Annotated in this window: 18 protein-coding genes; 13 read left to right on the forward strand and 5 right to left on the reverse strand. The window is 61.4% G+C overall.

What is annotated here, in order from left to right:
- The first annotated feature begins 5 nt into the window (after positions 1 to 5).
- From ABRP64_RS02420 to ABRP64_RS02450, 7 genes are all read left to right on the forward strand, one after another.
- The gene (locus tag ABRP64_RS02420; protein ID WP_349865285.1) at positions 6 to 704 is read left to right on the forward strand and encodes a histidine phosphatase family protein; all 699 of its coding nucleotides are present in this window, start codon (positions 6 to 8) and stop codon (positions 702 to 704) included.
- Positions 704 to 1,501 carry a DegV family protein gene (locus tag ABRP64_RS02425; protein WP_284853585.1) on the forward strand — a complete coding sequence of 266 codons (798 nt, stop codon included), beginning with the start codon at positions 704 to 706 and terminating at the stop codon, positions 1,499 to 1,501. The genes ABRP64_RS02420 and ABRP64_RS02425 overlap by 1 nt, the downstream gene beginning before the upstream one ends.
- 158 nt (positions 1,502 to 1,659) lie before the next feature.
- Positions 1,660 to 2,337 carry a ComEA family DNA-binding protein gene (locus tag ABRP64_RS02430; RefSeq protein WP_284770233.1) on the forward strand — a complete coding sequence of 226 codons (678 nt, stop codon included), beginning with the start codon at positions 1,660 to 1,662 and terminating at the stop codon, positions 2,335 to 2,337.
- A gap of 20 nt (positions 2,338 to 2,357) precedes the next feature.
- Positions 2,358 to 3,761: a ComEC/Rec2 family competence protein gene (locus tag ABRP64_RS02435; protein ID WP_284782305.1), complete on the forward strand. Its 1,404-nt coding sequence runs from the start codon at positions 2,358 to 2,360 to the stop codon at positions 3,759 to 3,761.
- A gap of 7 nt (positions 3,762 to 3,768) precedes the next feature.
- On the forward strand, positions 3,769 to 4,737 hold the full coding sequence (holA, locus tag ABRP64_RS02440) for a DNA polymerase III subunit delta (protein WP_349865287.1): 969 nt from the start codon (positions 3,769 to 3,771) through the stop codon (positions 4,735 to 4,737).
- Between the two features lie 10 nt (positions 4,738 to 4,747).
- A complete protein-coding gene (locus tag ABRP64_RS02445; protein ID WP_349865289.1) occupies positions 4,748 to 5,137 on the forward strand; it encodes an ankyrin repeat domain-containing protein in 390 nt (129 codons plus the stop codon).
- Positions 5,134 to 5,781, forward strand: a complete 648-nt coding sequence (locus ABRP64_RS02450; RefSeq protein ID WP_284770237.1) for a LysE family translocator — start codon at positions 5,134 to 5,136, stop codon at positions 5,779 to 5,781. Before ABRP64_RS02445 ends, ABRP64_RS02450 begins: the two co-directional genes overlap by 4 nt.
- Here ABRP64_RS02450 and ABRP64_RS02455 read toward each other — a convergent pair.
- Positions 5,778 to 7,139 (reverse strand): type II restriction enzyme, encoded by a 1,362-nt coding sequence (locus ABRP64_RS02455; RefSeq protein WP_349865291.1) that lies wholly within the window; start codon positions 7,137 to 7,139, stop codon positions 5,778 to 5,780. The genes ABRP64_RS02450 and ABRP64_RS02455 overlap by 4 nt on opposite strands.
- On the reverse strand, positions 7,132 to 7,974 hold the full coding sequence (locus ABRP64_RS02460; RefSeq protein ID WP_284770239.1) for a DNA adenine methylase: 843 nt from the start codon (positions 7,972 to 7,974) through the stop codon (positions 7,132 to 7,134). Before ABRP64_RS02460 ends, ABRP64_RS02455 begins: the two co-directional genes overlap by 8 nt.
- 341 nt (positions 7,975 to 8,315) lie before the next feature.
- Between ABRP64_RS02460 and ABRP64_RS02465 the strand changes: the two genes are divergently transcribed.
- A complete protein-coding gene (locus ABRP64_RS02465) occupies positions 8,316 to 8,894 on the forward strand; it encodes a TetR/AcrR family transcriptional regulator (RefSeq protein ID WP_349865292.1) in 579 nt (192 codons plus the stop codon).
- Positions 8,895 to 8,992: 98 nt separating this feature from the next.
- Here ABRP64_RS02465 and rpsT read toward each other — a convergent pair whose 3' ends face one another.
- Entirely contained in the window at positions 8,993 to 9,256 is a 264-nt protein-coding gene (rpsT, locus tag ABRP64_RS02470; RefSeq protein ID WP_023023493.1) for a 30S ribosomal protein S20, read from the reverse strand.
- Between the two features lie 222 nt (positions 9,257 to 9,478).
- Positions 9,479 to 10,015, reverse strand: a complete 537-nt coding sequence (locus tag ABRP64_RS02475; protein WP_284770241.1) for a type II toxin-antitoxin system PemK/MazF family toxin — start codon at positions 10,013 to 10,015, stop codon at positions 9,479 to 9,481.
- Positions 10,016 to 10,033: 18 nt separating this feature from the next.
- Between ABRP64_RS02475 and lepA the strand changes: the two genes are divergently transcribed.
- From lepA to efeB, 4 genes are all read left to right on the forward strand, one after another.
- Positions 10,034 to 11,884 carry a translation elongation factor 4 gene (lepA, locus tag ABRP64_RS02480; RefSeq protein WP_284770242.1) on the forward strand — a complete coding sequence of 617 codons (1,851 nt, stop codon included), beginning with the start codon at positions 10,034 to 10,036 and terminating at the stop codon, positions 11,882 to 11,884.
- A 250-nt stretch (positions 11,885 to 12,134) separates the two neighbouring features.
- A complete protein-coding gene (locus ABRP64_RS02485; RefSeq protein WP_284852265.1) occupies positions 12,135 to 14,036 on the forward strand; it encodes a phospholipase C in 1,902 nt (633 codons plus the stop codon).
- A gap of 3 nt (positions 14,037 to 14,039) precedes the next feature.
- Positions 14,040 to 15,161, forward strand: a complete 1,122-nt coding sequence (locus tag ABRP64_RS02490; RefSeq protein ID WP_349865295.1) for an EfeM/EfeO family lipoprotein — start codon at positions 14,040 to 14,042, stop codon at positions 15,159 to 15,161.
- A complete protein-coding gene (gene efeB / locus ABRP64_RS02495; RefSeq protein WP_349865297.1) occupies positions 15,161 to 16,390 on the forward strand; it encodes an iron uptake transporter deferrochelatase/peroxidase subunit in 1,230 nt (409 codons plus the stop codon). Before ABRP64_RS02490 ends, efeB begins: the two co-directional genes overlap by 1 nt.
- 223 nt (positions 16,391 to 16,613) lie before the next feature.
- On the opposite strand, the gene ABRP64_RS02500 is transcribed toward efeB, so the two are convergent.
- Positions 16,614 to 17,603, reverse strand: coding sequence for an HNH endonuclease signature motif containing protein (locus ABRP64_RS02500; protein WP_284852263.1), 990 nt, complete (start codon positions 17,601 to 17,603; stop codon positions 16,614 to 16,616).
- A 157-nt stretch (positions 17,604 to 17,760) separates the two neighbouring features.
- Here ABRP64_RS02500 and ABRP64_RS02505 point away from each other — a divergent pair, with 157 nt between their 5' ends.
- Positions 17,761 to 19,137 carry a M20 metallopeptidase family protein gene (locus ABRP64_RS02505; protein ID WP_284852262.1) on the forward strand — a complete coding sequence of 459 codons (1,377 nt, stop codon included), beginning with the start codon at positions 17,761 to 17,763 and terminating at the stop codon, positions 19,135 to 19,137.
- The last annotated feature ends 102 nt before the right edge of the window (positions 19,138 to 19,239 follow it).

Here is a 19,239-nt window from a genome sequence, read left to right on the forward strand (position 1 = left end):
CCACCATGAGCCGCCGCCTGATTCTGATCCGCCACGGACAAACCACCTACAATGCATCCGGCCGCATGCAGGGCCACTTGGACACTGAGCTTTCCGATGTCGGATATGAACAGGCCCGCGCCGCCGCGCGCCTGCTCCGGGATCAGGGCGTGGTAAAAATCGTCGCCTCCGATTTGCAGCGCGCGCGAGAAACCGCGCGGGTGGTGGCAGAATCGCTCGGCCTGGACTTTTCTACGGATCCCCGCCTGCGCGAGACCAATCTGGGGCAGTGGCAAGGCAAGAGCTCTGCCGAAGTGGATGCTGAATTTCCCGGCGCCCGCGCAATCTGGCGCCACGATCCCACTTGGGCGCCGCCAGAAGGCGAGTCCCGCGTAGATGTGGCGCGGCGCGCACGCCCGGTCGTCGACGAGCTCATGCAGGAATTTTCCGGCTGGGATGACGGCGCCGTGCTCATCGTCGCCCACGGTGGCGCCATCTCCGCGCTGACGTGCCACCTGTTGGGTCTGGATCACGGCCAGTACGGCATTTTGTCCGGTCTGAAAAATACCCACTGGTCGCAACTGACCGCCCGCCCGGATTTCAATCCGGAAACCCCCGTGACCTCGCTGGAATTTACGCCGCAGACGGTGAAGAGTGCGCAGTGGTACTTCGATGGCTGGAATATGGGTGGCGAGGTCACCGGTGATGGAGGGGCAGATACCTAGTGACCGTTCGCGTCATTACTGACTCCGCGGCCAGCCTGCCCCCAGAGATTGCTGAAGAACTCGATATCACCGTCATTGACCTGCACGTGATGGATAGCGAGGATAAGGGCGGAAAGCTTCGCACCACTTCGGGCCTGTCTTCCCTCGAATTGGCCGCCGCCTACGGCCGGGAAATGGAAAAGGCGCAGGATGATGGCGTGATCGCCATCCACCTGTCCAAGGAGCTTTCGTCCACGTGGTCGGCGGCGGTGGCCGCGGCAGGGGTTTTCCCCGATACAGTGCGCGTTATCGATTCCGGCTCGGCCGGCATGGTCATGGGCGCGGCGGCGATGGCGGCTGCCACTAAGGCGGCACACGGCGCGGCGCTGGAAGAATGCCACGCGGCGGCGCTAGACAGCATCGAGCGGGCGGCTACCTGGGTGTACCTGCATTCCACCGAGGATATGCGCCGTTCGGGCCGCATGTCTGCCGCCACCGCCATGTTGTCCACCGCGCTTCTAGCCACCAAGCCGATTATGTCCATCGTGGACGGCAAGCTGGAACTGGTGGGAAAAACCCGCACGCAAACCAAGGCCTTTACCAAGGTGGTAGAGATCATCGCCGCCCGCGCCGCCGGCGAGCCCGCCTTCATCGCCATTCAGCACAACCAGGCCGGCGAAGCGGCGGACAAGCTGCAGGGCCTCTTGCGCGATACTCTGCCAGAAGGCACGTCCTTTATCACCACGCCCTTAACCGAGGTGCTCGCCGTGCACGCTGGGCCCTCCGCCATTGGGGTATCTGCGGTATTTAGCTCCTAGGCCCTCGCACGCACGGGCGAAGCCCTACGGCCTGTGCGCCCCTGATTGTGGATAACTATCCCGCCAGGACCCGTTTGGTTGCCTCCTACAACGACTTATCCACAGCGCCTCTGCCCACGTTCTCGCACCGCACGCGGCGGCTTCCTAGCCTGTGGGCTATGGCGGCACCCAAGATCAGCGAACGACTCCGCGAATATACTCAACCCACCGGCGAGGAAGAACTCCTCCAGGTCGATTACCCGCGCCCGCGAGTGCGCATCAGCCGCTGGCAAGCCTGCGCGGTAGCCATCATCGTGGTGGTGGGCGTCATTATCTGGCTGGGCCTGAGCTCCCGCAATTCGGATGAGTCCGGCATGCCCGAACCCGCGGCGATGGGCAGTACCACCGCCGAGCCCAGCGCGGAGGCTAGCGAAATCGTCGTATCCGTCGTCGGCGAGGTTGCAGCACCTGGCCTGAAGACCCTCGAGCCCGGTGCCCGCGTCGCTGATGCCCTCGCGGCCGCCACGCCTTTGCCGGAGGCGGAGACCATGACGCTCAACCAAGCGCAGCGGCTTGCCGATGGCCAGCAGCTCCACATCCTGCCCCAAGGTGCTCCGCCCGACCCCGCGCTTGCCGATGCCCCCATCGCAGCACCCGCCGGCGGCGATAAAGTCAGCCTTAATTCCGCGACCGCCGCCGATCTCATGGATCTCAACGGAGTAGGGGAGGTCACCGCGGAAGCCATCGTCTCCTTCCGTGAAGAGCGCGGGGGATTTAAGGACGTCGAGGAACTCCTCGAGGTCAGCGGGATTGGTCCCGCCAAGTTTGCCAAGCTCAAAGATAACGTGCAGCTGTAGGCAGAAGAGGCCACGCCGCGATGAAAGAACTCCGTCTGCTGCCCGGCGCCCTGACCGCATGGGTGGCGGTCATCGCGGTGCTGGTTTTCGGGCAGGGGTGGGCCGTGGCGTGCATCGGCAGTGTCGTAGGAATATGCCTGCTCGCCCGGCACTGGGGCCAAGCCATCTTTTGCGGCGTGCTCGCCAGCGCCGCCGCCTTCGTAGCAGGCGTGCGACAGGCGCGTGCGGCCGCCTTTGACTTCGGCCGCGAGATTACCGGCCGCGTGGTCACCGCGCCGACCCAAACGAGCACCGGCGGCTGGCTCATCCGGCTCGATGTCCCGGGCTACCCCGCGCAGCTTCCGGTCTTTAGCCCCGAGCCACTGAGCGTCCCTGCCGGAACGCAAGTCACGGCAGCGGTACAGCTTTCCGAGTCCGACCAACCCGGAGTCGGGAACGTGATAGCCAACGCCTCCCACTTGAGCATCGCCGCGCCACCTTCGGGCCTAGCCGGCTGGGCCGCACGGGTGGCCGATAACTTCCGCGCGGTCGTACTAGAGGCGGTAGGCCCGAGCAGCCAGGGGCTCATCCCAGGCATGGTGCTTGGCGATACCTCCCTGCAAAGTCCCGCCGAGCGCGAACTCTACATCGATACCGGGCTATCGCACCTCAGCGCTGTATCCGGTGCCAATGTGGCCATCGTCTGTTCCTTCGCCGCCATCGTTTGCGCCGCGTGCGCCGCCGGACCGCGCACCAGGGTGGTGGTGTCCTTGGCCGCGCTAGCCACCTATGTCGTCTTGGTGGGACTTGAACCGTCGGTGCAGCGCGCGGCTGTCGCCGGGGTAGTAGGCCTGCTCGCGGTGCTGCACTCTTCCACCATGGAACCCATCCACGCGCTCAGCCTCGGCATCCTCACCCTCCTTTTCGTGGATTCGGACCTCGCGGTGCATTTTGGCTTCGCGCTATCGTGCGCGGCGACCTTCGGCATCGTCATGCTAAGCCCGCTTATCTATTCGCAGCTCGCGGTCACCGGCTGGCCCGCCATCTTCCTGCGCGCTATTGCCGTGGCGATTGCCGCCGATATCCTCACCCTGCCGCTTATCGCCCTCATGTCCGGTGAGGTATCCGTCGTCTCGGTCCTCGCCAATGTCTTGGTAGCACCCGCCACCGCACCCATTACCGTGGTCGGGCTGCTCGCAGCCATCGCCGCGCAGCTAGGCCCCTTGAGCATCGTCGCCGCGGGATTATTAAAACTCATCGAACCCGCAGCGTGGTGGATCAATACCATCGCCCACGGCGTGGCTAGCCTGCCCGTGGTCACCATCACCGCCCACCCGCTATTTACGCTCCTCGCGTACGGATGGGTCATCGCAGGGCTGCTGTATTACCGGCCATGGCTGACCTTGGCGGGGGTTATCGCTTGTCTGGGTCTGTTTGCCGCCTAGCGCTAAAATGATGGACATGCCTCCCGTACACCTCATTCTCGGCGACGATGAATTCCTCACCGAACGCGCCCGCCACACCATTCACAAGGCCGCGGCCGAAGTCGAGGCCAATCGCCCCGAATTGATGATGCTCAAGGCCTCCGAGGTTTCCGAGGGCGAAATCCTGGAGGCCACCAGCCCGTCGCTGTTTGGCGATAACCGCGTCATCGTCATCACGGACTGCGAACGCGCCGGGAAAGAGGTAGTCGATATCATCCTGCGCGCCTGCGCCAATCCCGCGCCGGGCATGACCATGGTGGTGGTCTACTCCGTGGCCGCGAAGACGCTGAAGAAAAAAAAGAAGTCGCCCGAGCTAGTGGCGAAGCTGCGCAAGATTGCGGAGGTGCACGAGGTCTTTTCGCTCTACCCCAATGAGCTGGGGCAGTGGGCCACCCGCGAGTTTGCCTCCCACGGCGTTCGCCCCACCCCGGACGTCGTGCACGCGGTACTCGACGGCGTCGGCTCCGACCTCCGCGAGCTTGCCTCCGCCATCTCCCAGCTCGTGGCCGATACCGGTGGCAACGTGACGCAGGAAGCGGTGCGCAATTATTACGTCGGCGTGGCCGAGGTTGCCAACTGGGACATTGCCGATGCCGCCGTCGCCGGCCGCGTCGAGGCTGCCGTCTCCACCTGCCGGCGCGCCCTCCAGCTCGGCGCCAGCCCCGTGGCCATCGCTGCGGCCTTGGCCAATAAGGTCGGCGCCATCGCGCGCCTGTATTCCGCCCGCGGGGACCAGTACACACTTGCCAGCCAAACCGGGCTTGCCCCGTATGTGGTGAAAATGACCCAACCGGTAGCTAGGCGCTGGACCGCCGATGACATCACCGCCGCCGTCATCCTCGTCTCCGAACTGGACGCCGCCGTTAAAGGCCAAGGTGGTGAGCCCGAATTCGCCGTTGAGGCGGCCGTAAAACGAGTCGCGGAATTGGCACGTTAAGCTAGAGCCCATGTCTGAGGAACAAGTGCAAGAATTCGCCGGTCGGCTCTTTGACATGGCGCGGGAGGGAAACCCCGATCTCCTGAACTATATTGACCAGGGCGTCAATATCAATCTGGTCAACCAAGACGGCCAGTCTTTTCTCATGCTTGCCGCCTACCACGGCCATGCGGAACTTGTTACCGCGCTGGCGGGCGCCGGTGCCGACGTGAACTTGCTCAATGATCGCGGCCAATCGCCCCTGGCAGGTGCGATCTTCAAAAAAGAAGACGCGGTTATCGATGCCCTCCTAAACGCCGGCGCCTCCGCTACCGCCGGCCAGCCAACCGCCATCGATTCGGCCCGCATGTTTGGCCGCGAGGCTCTGCTCAGCCGCCTGGAAGGCGAGTCCGCGCAGTGAGCTGGACTTCCTTTTTCACCATTCTCCTGATGAACCTGGTGGGCGTGGCCTCGCCAGGCCCAGATATCATCCTGGTCACCCGCTATGCCACCAAGTCGCGCCGCCACGCCATCGCTGCGGCCGCGGGCATTCAAATCGGCGTGTTGTTCTGGTGCGGTGCCACGGTCTTTGGCGCGGCCGCCCTTCTGACCGCCTTCCCCGGAATCTTAGGGGCGGTCCAGGCCATCGGCGGCAGCTTCCTCGTCTTCATGGGATGGCGGGCGCTGCGCAGCGGCCTCGAACAGCGCACCAACCCGCCCGTTGATTTGGAGGACGCCGAGGCCAAACTGGGCCGGCTGCGCCATTCCTTCAAGATGGGGCTGGCAACGAACCTGTCCAATCCGAAGATCGTGTTGTTCCTCGCCGCCATGATCGCCCCGCAGCTGCCGGCATCCCCACCGTTGTGGTTGGCCATCGCCTTAACCCTGGCGCTGGCGCTATCGGCCTTCGCCTTCTTCCTCGTGGTGGCCACGGTGATTTCCACGAATGCGGTGCGCCGCAAGCTCATCGCTGCCGGTCCGTGGATCGATATCGGATCGGGCCTGTTCTTCATCATCGCCGGCGTCGCGCTCGTGGTCGCTGGTGTACAACAGCTCGTGGCTTAAAGCCCCGGCAGAGTCTCAGGTTCGCCCTCTGCCACCACATCCAGCGCCCACTGGATCCACCGCGCCACCGTCGAGGCCCTCCGCCTCGCCGTGCCAGCGCCCAGGCCGAGTCCTTCTATCGACGCCGCAATCTCGTGCGTCTCGGCCACCTTCCCGCGCCGCAGGCTCATCTCCAGAGCCTGGCGGAATACCCGCCGCGCCGCCAACGCGCGCAGCAGGGCAGCATTGCGCCCATCGCGCCGCGGCTGTGTGATGGCCTTTTCGCCGCGAGGGGTGAGCTGATAGTGGCCATCGGCAAGCGCCAGCAGCCCGAGATAGCAGGCCGCATTGGCGTAATAGTCTGCCTGGCGCAGATGGAAGTCGTACTGCTCCGCAATTTCCTCCTTGCTCATCGGCTGCTGCGCAATGAGCTCCACCAGGTTGACCACGCGCTCGAAGCTATTGGCCTGCGGGAAGGGAATCCCCGCCGGCTCCAGCTCAGCCTCGACGGAGCCAATAATGCCCAGCGCATCATCCACGCTGAGGTGCGAAGCGCTAAGCGCGTAGCGGGCGTGGTCTACCAGCGCGATGCTGCGGAAATCCGCGGGAGCACTGAAATCGTACCGATACAGGTGGAAAATCCCATTCGAGTAGACCAAAAACACGGGCACCACTGCCTTAGATAGCCACTGCTGGAAGCGTCGGTACGGAAAATACAATTGCCGGATATTGAAATCTTCGGAGATGTGATTTTTCGCCTCCACCAGCACCAAATGCTCGAGCGATTCGAAGCCGCCGTCGATTTCCATCTGCGCGCGGTCGACCTTGACTTCCAGCTCCAGATCCGGCACTGGAATCGTCATTTCCAGCGACGACATGCGCCCGGCGACGGTGGCCTGCAATGGTTCGCATCCCAAGAAGTGCTCAAGCATGCCGCTTGCCGATGCCACATTTAACGCCATCGATTCCGAGTTCACGCTCTCGATGTCAAGGGTGTCAAGGCCGGCTGGCATGTCCAACGTGCGCACAGAACTCGGCCCGGCGTGGGTCGGTTCCGGGAACCGTTCGTACAGGTCCAACGGCCCGACGAAGTATTCGCTGCGGCTAACCGGGAGAATACCCAAACCCAGTTCTTTGAAAATCCACGGGCGCGAGGTAGAAAAATCGTGCTTGGCCATCAGCCGCGGTTCCCGGCCGGAAAGCTCTTTTAGCTCTTTGGCCGTGAGGTAGAAGTATCCGTTTTCTTCCAGCTCCTCGCCACGCCCTGCGGCCATGATGCGCAGCCATCCCCAATCATCGAGGCCAAGCTTTTCGCCCTCTGGGACTCCGAAAAGCGCGCGAAGCTCCCGCTGCTCCTGGGTGCTCGGTGCTTTACTCATGGCCCACCTCGTAATTGCGCACGAGCACTTCATCTACCTTGCCGCGGCGTGATCCCACGGAATTGATGGCGCGGGTGGCCGCAACGGTGTCGATGGAATAATCTGCGTAGAGGTCGCGGATGAACTCCGTGGCGGAATTGGACAGGAGGAATTTCACGCCGCGGGCATTGAGGTCATCGCACACCGCCTTCAAGCGCTCTTGCTCCGCGCGGTCAAAACCGCCCTTTTGATAACCGGTAAAGGAGCTGGTGACGTTGACCGGGTCATAAGGCGGATCGAAATAGACAAAGTCACCTTCACCGGCATCTGCTACCGCCGCAGCGAAATCGCCCTGCGTGAAGGTGATGTCATTGTCCCAAAAATACTGGTGGACCCCGCGCAGCGTATCCGCATCACAGATGGTGGGGTTCTTATAACGGCCAAAAGGCGCATTGAATTGCCCCGCGGAATTTACCCGGTACAGGCCGTTATAGCAGGTCTTATTCAGATACAGCGTCCGCGCGGCGCGCTCTGTAGCAGATAGCGCCGCGAACCGTTCTGCATCGCGGTCTACCGCGCGCAGCTGATAGAAAAAATCCGCGTCGTTCGGGTAGGTCGATACCAGGCTAATGAGTTCTTCGACGCCTTCGCGCACTACCTCATATAAATTGATGAGCTCCGAGTTGAGGTCATTGACCCGCGCTGCGGCCGGAGTGAGCGAAAATAAAACCGCGCCACCGCCGATGAAGGGTTCATAATAACGCCGCGGTGTCCCAGCGGGCAGGGCGGCGTGAATATGCGGCAAGAGCTGGCGTTTCCCGCCGGCCCATTTCACCAGAGGCTTGACGTTGTTCATTGGTCACCTATCTTAGCCGCCCCCGCAGACACGAACACCATCACCCTTTCGAACATACAAGCCCATAAACTAAGTGTTGCAGCGCAAAATATCACGGTGATCAAGCACCTGCTCCAGCGCCTGCTTTAGTGCTTGATTCGGCGTCTGGTTCGCCGTCGTGGGTTGGGAACGCCGCGTTGACATGCTGTAACTTCGGCGATTTAAGGAGGTTAGGGAAGCCTACCAAGGGTCGGTTTTCTTGGTGGGCAGAAAGACTATAAAGTGAAGAAAAATACCATATTTATGGGGTTGAATTGTTGGGTTTCCACGGGTTGAATATCGTGAGGAAGAGGGGAGAGAGTATGCCGCGCATTTCAGAGATCCGCGTCGCAGCGCTGCGGCTTGTCATTGACCACGGGTATGACGGGTTCACCATGGAAGAGCTTGCGCACGACGTCGGGATATCTCGGCGCACCCTCTTTAACTACGTCAAGGACAAGGAGTCAGCGGTACTCGGCCCGGAAGTTTCGGAAAAGTTCGACCAACAATTGCAAAACTTCGCCGCTGGCCTGCCCACCGGCAGCTTGCGGGAGGATTCTGCAATCATGGCAAACGCGGAATTCGAGCACGCTGTGGGCAACGATCATTTCCCAGAAATCTCCCAATTGACCGCCCGAGCACTCTCCCAGGATGGGAAATTATTGTCCATGTACTGGCGCCGAAACGAGCGCGTCATGATGCACATCCGCCGAGCATTGCAAGCCCGCGAGGGGTGGAGGGCCTCGGATTCTCGGCTCATCCCGGCGGTCAATATCATCCACACGCAGTTTCAAACCGCCATCCAGACTTTTGTGGAAACCCATGGCCGGACATCATTGTCGGTGGCCTATGCAGATGCAGGCAAGATCTTCGAGGCCTACTTTGCCGATGATCTAGCCTAGGCTCATCACGAGCAATGAAAACGGCGCAATAAAAATCCCCCGAACAAGCCGCTGCACGCAGGCAGCGCTTTGTTCGGGGGAGACAAGAAGGCTAGTTACTAGTCCATCTTGTTGAAGGCGGTAGCCAAACCGGACTTCTTGTTAGCAGCAGCATTGCGGTGGAAGACGCCCTTGGAAACGGACTTATCCAGCGCACGGGAAGCAACGCGCAGCTGCTTTTCAGCTGCAGCCTTGTCACCAGTCTCTACGGCTGCGTGGAACTTGCGGATCTCGGTGCGAACCGCGGAACGCACGCTCTTGTTGCGCTGACGAGACTTCTCGTTGGTCAGAACGCGCTTCTGCTTGGACTTGATATTAGCCATGAAAAATACCTCTTGATAATCGAAGATGATTGATTCAGAAACAAACCCGCCGGACGTGTCCCGCGATCCCCGCCAAGGGCGGGAAACCGCTCGGCGTTGGTATTCGAAGAGCGAACCCAAGGTCCTGCCCGCCCCGACCAACGCGCCCGGAAAGTAAGTAACTTGCAAATAATAGCAGCGCAACCGCGCACGAGCCAAGTCTGCGGGCGCCGCGCCGCAGAACTACGCCCAGTGATAGCGCGAGCGCAAGCGGTTGGCAATCCTTTCGAACCTGCGTTCTGGAAAAAGGATGCCCTGCCGGCGCACCTGCTCCTCGGAAACCTCCAATAAACGGTCCAAGCGCACCCAACAATTGCGCCCGGAGGCGTCCCATTCGCCGCAGCCGATTTCCAGCCAGGCATCGTCAAGCGCATGCTCTGGGTTGGCGGAAATGAGCAGGCCGGTCACGGTGGTGCGGGTGCGCCCGACCACCAAGATAGCGCGCTCGCGGGGAGGGGACTGCTTGCCTTCCGAAGGCGTCCACACCCACACGACCTCGCCAGAATCGGCCTGGCCGTCCATATCGGGGGAGAAGAAGATGGAACGGGGATGCGCCGCAGTGGCCTCGACCTGGATGGAGGCGGCCTTGCGCGGCTCGTGGCTTTGGGGGGATCTGTCCAGCCCTAACTGGGAGTTGATGCGGTTGAGGCCAGAGTCCACGGGCTCGCGCTCGCTGATTCCGAGCGCCTCGCGCAGACGGGTGAGCATGCCGGAATTCATGTCGACTATTGTAGACGTATGTCTGAAAACTTTGCGGCCACGACGTTTACGGATCCCTCCCGGATCCGTAACTTCTGCATTATTGCTCACATCGACCACGGAAAGTCGACGCTGGCAGACCGCATCCTGCAGCTATCTAAGGTGGTTGCGGAGCGCGATATGCGTGACCAGTTCCTCGATAATATGGATATCGAGCGCGAACGCGGCATTACGATTAAGGCGCAGAACGTGCGCCTGCCGTGGGTGCCGCAATCTGGGGCATCGGCAGGCGAGCAGATCGTCATGCAGATGATCGATACGCCCGGCCACGTGGACTTTACCTACGAGGTCTCCCGCGCGCTCGAGGCGTGTGAGGGAGCCATCCTGCTTGTCGATGCCGCCCAGGGCATCGAAGCCCAAACCCTCGCCAACCTGTACCTGGCGATGGAAAATGACCTGGAAATCATCCCAGTGCTCAATAAGATCGACCTGCCCGCGGCGGATCCGGATAAGTACGCGCTGGAAATCGCGAATATCATCGGCTGCGAGCCCGAGGAAGTGTTGAAGGTATCGGGCAAGACCGGCGAAGGCGTGGTTGAGCTGCTCGATAAGGTCTGCGAGTTGGTGCCGCCGCCTTCCTCGGAGCATGCGCCCGATGCGCCCGCGCGCGCGATGATTTTTGACTCCGTCTATGACACTTATCGCGGCGTGGTGACCTATATCCGCATGGTGGATGGCAAGCTCACCCCGCGCCAGAAGGTGACGATGATGTCCACCAACGCCAACCACGAGCTGCTGGAAATCGGCATCGTCTCGCCCACGATGCAAAAGTGCGAGGGATTGGGCCCCGGCGAAGTGGGCTACCTTATTACCGGCGTGAAGGACGTGCGCGAGACTAAGGTGGGCGATACCGTTACCTGGTCCCACGGCGGCGCCGAGACCCCGCTGAAGGGCTACAAGGATCCCGATCCAATGGTTTATTCCGGGCTTTTCCCCATCTCCCAGGCCGATTTCCCCGACCTGCGCGATGCGTTAGAAAAGCTGCAGCTTAACGATGCCTCCTTGACCTTCGAGCCCGAGACCTCCGTCGCCCTTGGCTTTGGCTTCCGCTGCGGCTTCTTGGGCCTGCTGCACATGGAGATCACCCGCGACCGCCTGGAGCGCGAGTTTGGCCTCGACCTGATTTCTACCGCCCCGTCCGTGACCTACCGCGTGGTGGCAGAAGACGGCGAGGAAAGCTGGGTTCACAACCCTTCAGATTGGCCGGAAGGCAAGCTCAACGAGGTCTACGAGCCCATTGTTTCCATGACCGTTATCGTGCCCGAGCAGTTCGTCGGCCCAACCATGGAGCTCTGCCAATCCAAGCGCGGTCAGATGGGCGGGATGGATTACCTGTCCGAAGACCGCGTGGAGCTGCGCTACACCATGCCCTTGGGCGAAATCATCTTTGATTTCTTCGACATGTTGAAATCCCGCACCAAGGGCTACGCCTCGCTCAACTATGAGGAGGCCGGCGAGCAGCAGTCTGACCTCGTTAAGGTCGATATCCTCCTCAACGGCGACCCGGTGGATGCTTTCTCCGCCATCATCCACCGCGATTCCGCCCAGTGGTATGGCAATAAGATGACTAAGAAGCTCAAGGAGCTCATCCCGCGCCAGCAATTCGAGGTCCCAGTCCAGGCGGCCATTGGTACCAAAGTCATCGCCCGCGAAAACATCCGCGCCATGCGCAAGGACGTGCTGGCCAAGTGCTACGGCGGCGATATCTCGCGTAAGCGCAAGCTGCTGGAAAAGCAGAAGGCGGGTAAAAAGCGCATGAAGACCTTGGGCTCCGTGTCGGTGCCGCAGGAGGCCTTCGTGGCGGCGCTGTCGACGGACGCGGACGACTAAGCACTGGAAAGCGCAGCGTAATAGTACTTTAACTTTCAGTTAACAATCTCCGCGGTGGCTGCCGCCTAAAAGCGAGACTGAGCAGCACCTATAGGGCATTCCTGAGACTGGGAATGCCCTTTTTGAGTGTTTGCGGTTTATGGTTTCACGGCGTTTAATTTCGATTCGAAAGCGACCGATGACTCTTCGGCGAGCCACAGCCACTTTCTCCCTCTTTGTTTCACTCGTTTAACTTAAGGCGGAAAATAAGATGAAGCTTCGCTCTCGCGCTGTGGCAGTGTGCGCCGCAGCCGCTGCTACGACCTCCTTGGTCCCCGGTATCGCACAGGCAGAAACCAAGACCCCCATCGATCACGTCGTGGTCATTTACTCCGAAAACATTTCCTTCGACCACTACTTCGGCACCTACCCGAACGCCGCAAATAACGACGACGAGAAGCTGCAGGGCAGCGAGAAACCCGCCCCTAAGTTCACCGCCAAGGCCGACACTCCACGGGCAGAAAACCTCGAAAATGCTGACCTGCTGGGGGAGAAGAACCCCAACTCCATCAAACCCTTCCGCATCGCTCCCGAACACGCCGTAACAACGGACCAGAACCACCACTACGCCGATGAGCAGGAAGCCTACAACGGCGGAAAGATGGACAAATTCCCGGAGACGGTGTCCACGGACATCGATAAGTATGGCGAAGGCTCCTACGCCACTCCCGGCATGACCATGGGATACTACGACGGAAATACCGTGACCGGCATGTGGAACTACGCGCAGAATTTCGCGCTGAATGACAATAGCTTTTCCACCATCTTCGGCCCCTCCACCCCGGGCGCGCTGAACCTGATTTCCGGCACCGTTGCGGATGCCACCATGCACGACCCAGCCACGGGCGACCAGCAGAAAATCGAGGATGGCAAGAACCACGCCCTGGCCGGCGTATCCGAGGACGGGTCTACCGCCACCGTGGTGGGCGACCCAGACCCGCTTTTCGATGACTGCTCCAATAAGTCCTCCGCCGGTACCAACCAGGTCACCGCTATGCACTCCAAGAACATTGGTGACCAGCTCAACGATAAGGACGTCACTTGGGGCTGGTTCCAAGGCGGATTCCGCCCCACCGATGAGGCAACGAAGGACTCCCGCGCCCGCTGCGGTTCTTCGCACACCACACTGACCGGCCAGAACCAGACGGACTACAACCCGCACCACGAGCCGTTCCAGTACTACGCCTCTACCGCCAACCCACACCACCTGGCCCCGTCCAGCGATGACATGATTGGCAAGACCGACCAGGCAAATCACCAGTACGACCTCGCGGACTTCGATACCGCCATCGAGCAGGGCAATCTGCCTTCCGTCTCCTTCCTCAAGGCCGCCAATTACCAGGATGGCCACGCTGGCTACTCCAATCCGCTGGATGAGCAAGCGTTTATCACCCACTACATCAACGAGCTGCAAAACTCCCCGGAGTGGGATTCCACCGCAGTCGTCATCGCCTACGACGATTCCGATGGCTGGTACGACCACAAGGCGCCGGAAATCCTCAACGGCTCCACTGATCCGCACCAGGACAAGGAAATCTGCACCGCCGCTGCCGCGAAGGTAGGCATCAAGGGTGATAAGAACGGCCAGTGCGGCCCCGGTACTCGCCAGCCGCTGTTGGTGGTATCTCCCTATGCCAAGACCAACCACATCGATTCCACCTATACCGAGCAGACCTCGGTGACCAAGTTCATCCAGGACAACTGGGGCCTCGGCCGCTTGGGCGGCGATTCCTTCGATGACCGCGCGGGTGAGCTCACCGGCATGTTCGACTTCGCGGTTGCGGAGAAGGCCCCGAAGCTCTTCCTCAATGAAACCGATGGCACTGTGGCGCAGGATTATGACTCCGTAGAGCGCGTGGATGACACCTCGCGCGCTGGCACCAACCTGAAGCCGGTTGTCGATGGCATGAATGACACCAAGGTCACCGAGCAGGGCGTTCCTGCCGTGACCACGCTGGATAAGGCCCAGCAGCCGGATACTAACCACGCCGCTTCCGGTTCCTCCAAGGTAGGCATCATCGGCATCCTCGCTGCACTGGGCGTAGCCGCCGGCATCATCGGCTGGCTCATGAGTGGTCACCCCGGCCTGGATTTGAAGAACCTGCCTTTCTAATTTATGAAGATTTCCCGTTTCGCCACCGCATTCGCGCTCGCCGTTGGGCTCTCCATCCCGCAAACGGGTGCCCAGGCCACGCTCAGTGGGCAGGGCAGTGAGCAGCCCACACGCGAGCTCGCCGTGCGCGATGTGTATTCTTGCCCGGCGCCTGAGGATGTGCAGGGTGAGGCGAAATGGAAGATTAATAACACCACCGGGCTTGCCCTCACGGTCTACGTTTCCGATGACAAGGGCAATGCCTACCAGGTTCTCGAGCGCATCGGCACCCCTGCCGTTCGCGAGTGGAACCCGCAGCTGGAGGACGGAACCTACCACCTGACCTGCGTCTTCCACAACGATTCCGCCGTGGAGTCCGACGTTTTCACGGTGACGGGGTCCACCGTTACGAATGCGCCCAAGATGGTCCCCATTACGGATCACGAGGTCGCCGCGGTGTCCATCAAGCAGGCTGAAAACCAGAAAAAGCGCGTGCCTGAGTTGCAAAAGCGCGCGCATGCGCTTGCCGATGCCACTTCTTCCTCCCGCCCCGCCGCCCAAGCCGCCTACCTGGACTACCTAGAGTATTATCGCTCCTTCGACGATTCCAGCGCGGAGTGGCCCGGCCCGGATTTGGAGGGCTACGAAGACATCGAGCGCATCCTGTGGTCCAATCGCCCGCCGAGCGATGCTACCCAGCCCGCCGCCGCGCTTGCCGATGCCACCGACCAGACCGCCCACGCCCTCGACACCTCCCATTTTGCCATTCCCGCCCCGGATTATGGGCTGCGCGCGCATGAGGTGATGGAGGAGTTCGAGCGTTTTGACCTGCGCGGCGAGCGCGATTTCGGCGCCCACGCCCTGCCTACCGCCCTGCGCGGAATCATTACATCGACGCGGCAAACGCTGGATCCCGTGCGCGCTTTGGTCGAGGATCGCGGTTTAGACACCGCTCCCATCTACGACCAGCTCGCGGATTTGGACTCCCTTGCTGAGGAATTCGACGATAAATACGGTGGTGCTTCTAGCGTGGCTTTCGCCAACTGGACACAGGAGGACCGATTGCGCTTACAGGCGGGCGTCGCCAAGGCGAATGAGCTGCTCGCCCCAGTTGCCACCATGACCGTTATCCGGAGGATGAACTAGTGCCGTGCCCGTTTAGCTTTTCCCGCCGCTCTTTTCTGTCTGGCCTCGCCGCCTCCGCGGCCGCAGGCGCAGCTGCCCCGGGAGCAGAAGCGCAGTCCACGTCGCTTCCGCTCGAAACCACCGATTCCGTGGATCAGCCGGGCGCGCTGGATTTTCACGGCGAACACCAGCAAGGCATCATAAATCCCCCACAGAAATACTCGGAAATAGTGGCGTTGGACGTGCAGGTCAAGACAAAGGCCCGTTTGGACAAGCTCCTGCGCACGCTAAGTGAAAGGGCACGCATCTTAACCGCTGGTGGCACTCCCGCGCCCGATGGCATTGCTTACCCGGCAATGGATTCGGGCGAGCTGGGCCCTGAGCTTCCGGCCGATCACTTATCTATCACCCTCGCTGTGGGCGATTCGCTTTTCGATGCCCGCTTCGGCCTCGCCGCCTACAAGCCCGCCCACCTGCGCGCGATGGAAGCGTTTGCTGATGACACCCTGCAAGAAGAAAAATGTCACGGTGACCTTGCTTTACAGATTTGCGCCGATGAACGCGATACTGTTCTCCACGCGCTGCGCGATATTTTGCGCCATACCCGCGGCGATGTGGCAGTGCGCTGGCGGCAGAACGGTTATATGAATTCCCCGCGGCCGTCGGGTACGCAGCGCAATCATTTGGGGTTTAAGGATGGCATCGTCAATCCCGGCCCTGATGACTACGATTCGCTCGTGTGGGCCGGTTCGGATGAGCCCGATTGGGCTGCGGGCGGTAGCTATATGGCGGTGCGGCTTATTGCCATGTACACCGAGTTTTGGGATCGCATTTCCATCGCCGAGCAGGAGCAAATCTTTGGCCGCGACCGCGTAACCGGCGGCCCACTATCGGGCGGCGACGAGCACGCCGAACCAGATTACCTCGATGATGCCACCGGCGATGTGATTCCCACCGATGCCCACATCCGTCTGGCCAATCCTCGCACCCCAGAAACCGCTGACCAGTTGATGCTGCGCCGCGCTTATAACTATGACAATGGCGTGCGCGATAATGGCACCCTCGACGTGGGCCTGGTGTTTATCTCCTTCCAGCAGGACTTGAAGCGACAGTTCATCACGGTGCAAAAACGCCTCGAAGGCGAACCGCTGGCTGATTATATCCGCCCCTACGGCGGCGGCTATTTCTACGCACTTCCCGGCGTTGCCGATGATTCCGATTATTTCGGCCGCAGCCTCCTCGAAGCCTAAAATCCCGCTGCCCAGCTAATCTCTGGCCAACCACGCATTTGCTTCCACCGCAGTGCAAAGGGCGTGGCATTGCCTCGATCTTGTGAGAAGGCACACCAAAACGCACCGCCAGCACACAGGGCCCACGACACGCCAAACTGGCAACCGCTGGACCAGTGATTGCTAAAAGTGGTGGCAAGTTGAAGAGCGACAGCAGGCGGAGCGCCGCTTTCCAGGGGAGCACCTAGCTGGGCGGCGAGGCCCAAGGCGGGAGCCATTCGATGCGGCCGCGATGGCGATGCAGGCGGCCGCGCACCGGCGGGGCGTGCGGGTCATCGTCGTTGACTCCGTTGTGATAGGGGCAAGCAATGGTCAGGTTGTCCATATTCGTCTCGCCGCCGTGCTTCCACGCCTGGAGATGGTGGACCTGGCATTTATCGGCCGGATAATTGCATTCTGCCCACGGGCAGGAGGGGTTTTCGGCGGCGGCCATCAGCCGCTGCTTTTCGGAAGCGAACCTGGAAGTCCTATAGAGGTTGACTGGGCCCTCGAAGGGATGGATGAGGGTGACAAGGCCGACCTCGGCAAGCTTTTTCTCCACCAACTTGGCCCCGGAAATTTCGGCACCATTGGTCATCTGCAGCGTGACCTCTTCGCCGCCGCCGCTTAAGATTTGATCCAGTTCATCGAGGTGGATGACGATATTGGTGCTAGCCACTGGGCGCGTGGCACCACCGCGGAAGAAGATGCGGTCGACGGCCTCGAGCGGGGAATCCTCCCCAATGGTGGAATGCAGGTCTGCGATGAAATCGGAATCGCCGGTAATCGACAGCGTGGAGGGCCCGTCCTTTCGCCGGGTCATGCGCACCCCGCGCTGGGGCTGGCGGGGAGGATACATCTCCTTGAGACGGGTGCGCGCCAGCTTGTCGATGTCCCCCGAAGTCCCACACAACTCCGCCCGCAGCGCCCAAGCATCCCGTTTCGTCTTGGTGCGGGAGACGTATTTTTCAATCAACTTGAGCGTGGTTAAGCAGTGCTTGGTCGCCCGGCATGTGCGCTGGCGGCGGGTAAAGGAGGTGGGACCGAAGTAGGCATCGGCAAGCAGCAGCAATTCGCGCGATTCCTGCCGGGAAATGCCGAGCCGCCGCAGGTCTGCCACGGTAAGGCCGAAGACCTCGCCGAGAAGCTCCATCGGCGAGGTTAATTGGCGGGCGTAGTCCTGCAAGCGGGTCATGCCTGCGAGGTTAAGCCACCGTACACCCGCGCGAAAGCCCGCTCCGCCCCGCCTGTGGATAACTCGCCCCATGCGTCACACCTGGCGTCTCGCCGTCCATTCACCCTGTGGATAACCTGCGGTATTGTCGAATATGACAGCGAGTAAAGGAGCCCATATGACTGATCCCACGAAAATTATCCGCCCCAACCACCCCGGCCGTAAGTCCGTCCCGCGCCGAGCGCAGGAGCTGCCGCCGCTGCCGGTAACTAGGGCGCGCATCGGCAAGCAGCCGGCGACGGAGATTTTTCAGGACATGGGCGAAAACATGGTGAAGGACCTGCAGGAAATCCGGCGTGATTTGCACCGCCACCCGGAAATCGGGCTGCATCTGCCGCGCACCCAGCAAAAGGTTCTTGAAGCGCTCGAGGGACTGCCACTCGAGATCCATGTGGGGCAGGATCTTAGCTCCGTGGTGGCGGTGCTGCGCGGCGGCAAGCGCGGCGAGCGGCCGGTATCGGTGCTGCTACGCGCGGATATGGACGCGCTGGAGGTGCATGAGCAGACCGGCAGCCCCTTTGCGTCGATCAACGAATACATGCACGCCTGCGGCCATGACCTGCATACTGCGGGGCTGATTGGGGCTGCACGCATGCTGTGCGAGCACCGCGAGGAGCTGCATGGCGATGTCACCTTTATGTTCCAGCCCGGCGAGGAAGGCCCGGGCGGTGCGCAACCGATGATCGAGGAGGGTGTGCTCGATGCCGCTGGCCGACGCCCAATCGCCGCCTACGGCCTGCACGTCGGCCCGCAAGACCGAGGCACGTTCCACTATGTTCCAGGTCCGATGATGGCAAGCTCGTCCAACCTGACCATTACGGTGCTGGGCAAGGGCGGGCACGGGTCCCGCCCGCACGATGCCATTGACCCCGTCGCGGCGCTGGCGGAAATCCAGATGGCGCTGCAGACCGCGCTGACGCGCCGCTTCGACGCGCTGGAGCCCATCGTTATCACCGTGACTAACCTGTGGGCAGGCAATGGTGCGTATAACGCGATTCCAGATCGCGCGGCGCTGGGGGCGACGGTGCGCGTGCTTCGCGATGAAAAGATCGACGCCGTCCGCCAAATGATCACCGAGGTCTCCAGCTCGGTGGCCGCCTCGCACCGTTGCACCGCGCAGGTGGATTTCGAGGTGTTGTATCCCACGACGAAGACGAACCCGCGGGAGAATCAATTCGCCGCCACGCTGTGGGGACAGATGTTTGGCGCAGAAAACATGCAGCCCTTCGAAGCCCCGATGATGGCCTCCGAGGACTTCGGCTATGTTCTTTCCCAAGTGCCGGGCACGTTTATGTGGATGGGCACGGCCAACCCTTCTACGCCCGAAAACCAGCGCGAGTGGAACCACTCGCCGATGATGCGTTTTGATGACTCCGTGCTCGGTATGCAGGCGGCAGCGCTCGCCGCCGTGGCTTTCGAGCGACTGGCCACCGAAAACGAGCACCCTTCCGCGCAGACCAAGGCCATGCGCGAGGCCGCCGGCGTGCAGAAATAATGATGTGTGCGAGCGCCTGGGTGGTGGCAGGCACAAGCCAGTTGACGGCCCGAGGGCTGAGCAGCGTTCCTTTCGCCTGCCGACGTGAATACGCGCATTTCA

This window comes from Corynebacterium sp. KPL4015, assembly GCF_040225725.1.
Taxonomy (GTDB): Bacteria; Actinomycetota; Actinomycetes; order Mycobacteriales; family Mycobacteriaceae; genus Corynebacterium; species Corynebacterium rhinophilum.

Excerpts from the sequence above, each read along its gene's own strand:
- ABRP64_RS02505 (WP_284852262.1), top strand. The coding sequence starts at position 17,761 with ATGACTGATCCCACGAAAATTATCCGCCCCAACCACCCCGGCCGTAAG.
- ABRP64_RS02445 (WP_349865289.1), top strand. The coding sequence starts at position 4,748 with ATGTCTGAGGAACAAGTGCAAGAATTCGCCGGTCGGCTCTTTGACATG.
- ABRP64_RS02485 (WP_284852265.1), top strand. The coding sequence starts at position 12,135 with ATGAAGCTTCGCTCTCGCGCTGTGGCAGTGTGCGCCGCAGCCGCTGCT.
- holA (WP_349865287.1), top strand. The coding sequence starts at position 3,769 with ATGATGGACATGCCTCCCGTACACCTCATTCTCGGCGACGATGAATTC.
- ABRP64_RS02435 (WP_284782305.1), top strand. The coding sequence starts at position 2,358 with ATGAAAGAACTCCGTCTGCTGCCCGGCGCCCTGACCGCATGGGTGGCG.
- ABRP64_RS02420 (WP_349865285.1), top strand. The coding sequence starts at position 6 with ATGAGCCGCCGCCTGATTCTGATCCGCCACGGACAAACCACCTACAAT.
- ABRP64_RS02455 (WP_349865291.1), bottom strand. The coding sequence starts at position 7,139 with ATGAGTAAAGCACCGAGCACCCAGGAGCAGCGGGAGCTTCGCGCGCTT.
- ABRP64_RS02475 (WP_284770241.1), bottom strand. The coding sequence starts at position 10,015 with ATGAATTCCGGCATGCTCACCCGTCTGCGCGAGGCGCTCGGAATCAGC.
- ABRP64_RS02430 (WP_284770233.1), top strand. The coding sequence starts at position 1,660 with ATGGCGGCACCCAAGATCAGCGAACGACTCCGCGAATATACTCAACCC.
- ABRP64_RS02490 (WP_349865295.1), top strand. The coding sequence starts at position 14,040 with ATGAAGATTTCCCGTTTCGCCACCGCATTCGCGCTCGCCGTTGGGCTC.
- ABRP64_RS02460 (WP_284770239.1), bottom strand. The coding sequence starts at position 7,974 with ATGAACAACGTCAAGCCTCTGGTGAAATGGGCCGGCGGGAAACGCCAG.
- ABRP64_RS02500 (WP_284852263.1), bottom strand. The coding sequence starts at position 17,603 with ATGACCCGCTTGCAGGACTACGCCCGCCAATTAACCTCGCCGATGGAG.
- ABRP64_RS02465 (WP_349865292.1), top strand. The coding sequence starts at position 8,316 with ATGCCGCGCATTTCAGAGATCCGCGTCGCAGCGCTGCGGCTTGTCATT.
- rpsT (WP_023023493.1), bottom strand. The coding sequence starts at position 9,256 with ATGGCTAATATCAAGTCCAAGCAGAAGCGCGTTCTGACCAACGAGAAG.
- lepA (WP_284770242.1), top strand. The coding sequence starts at position 10,034 with ATGTCTGAAAACTTTGCGGCCACGACGTTTACGGATCCCTCCCGGATC.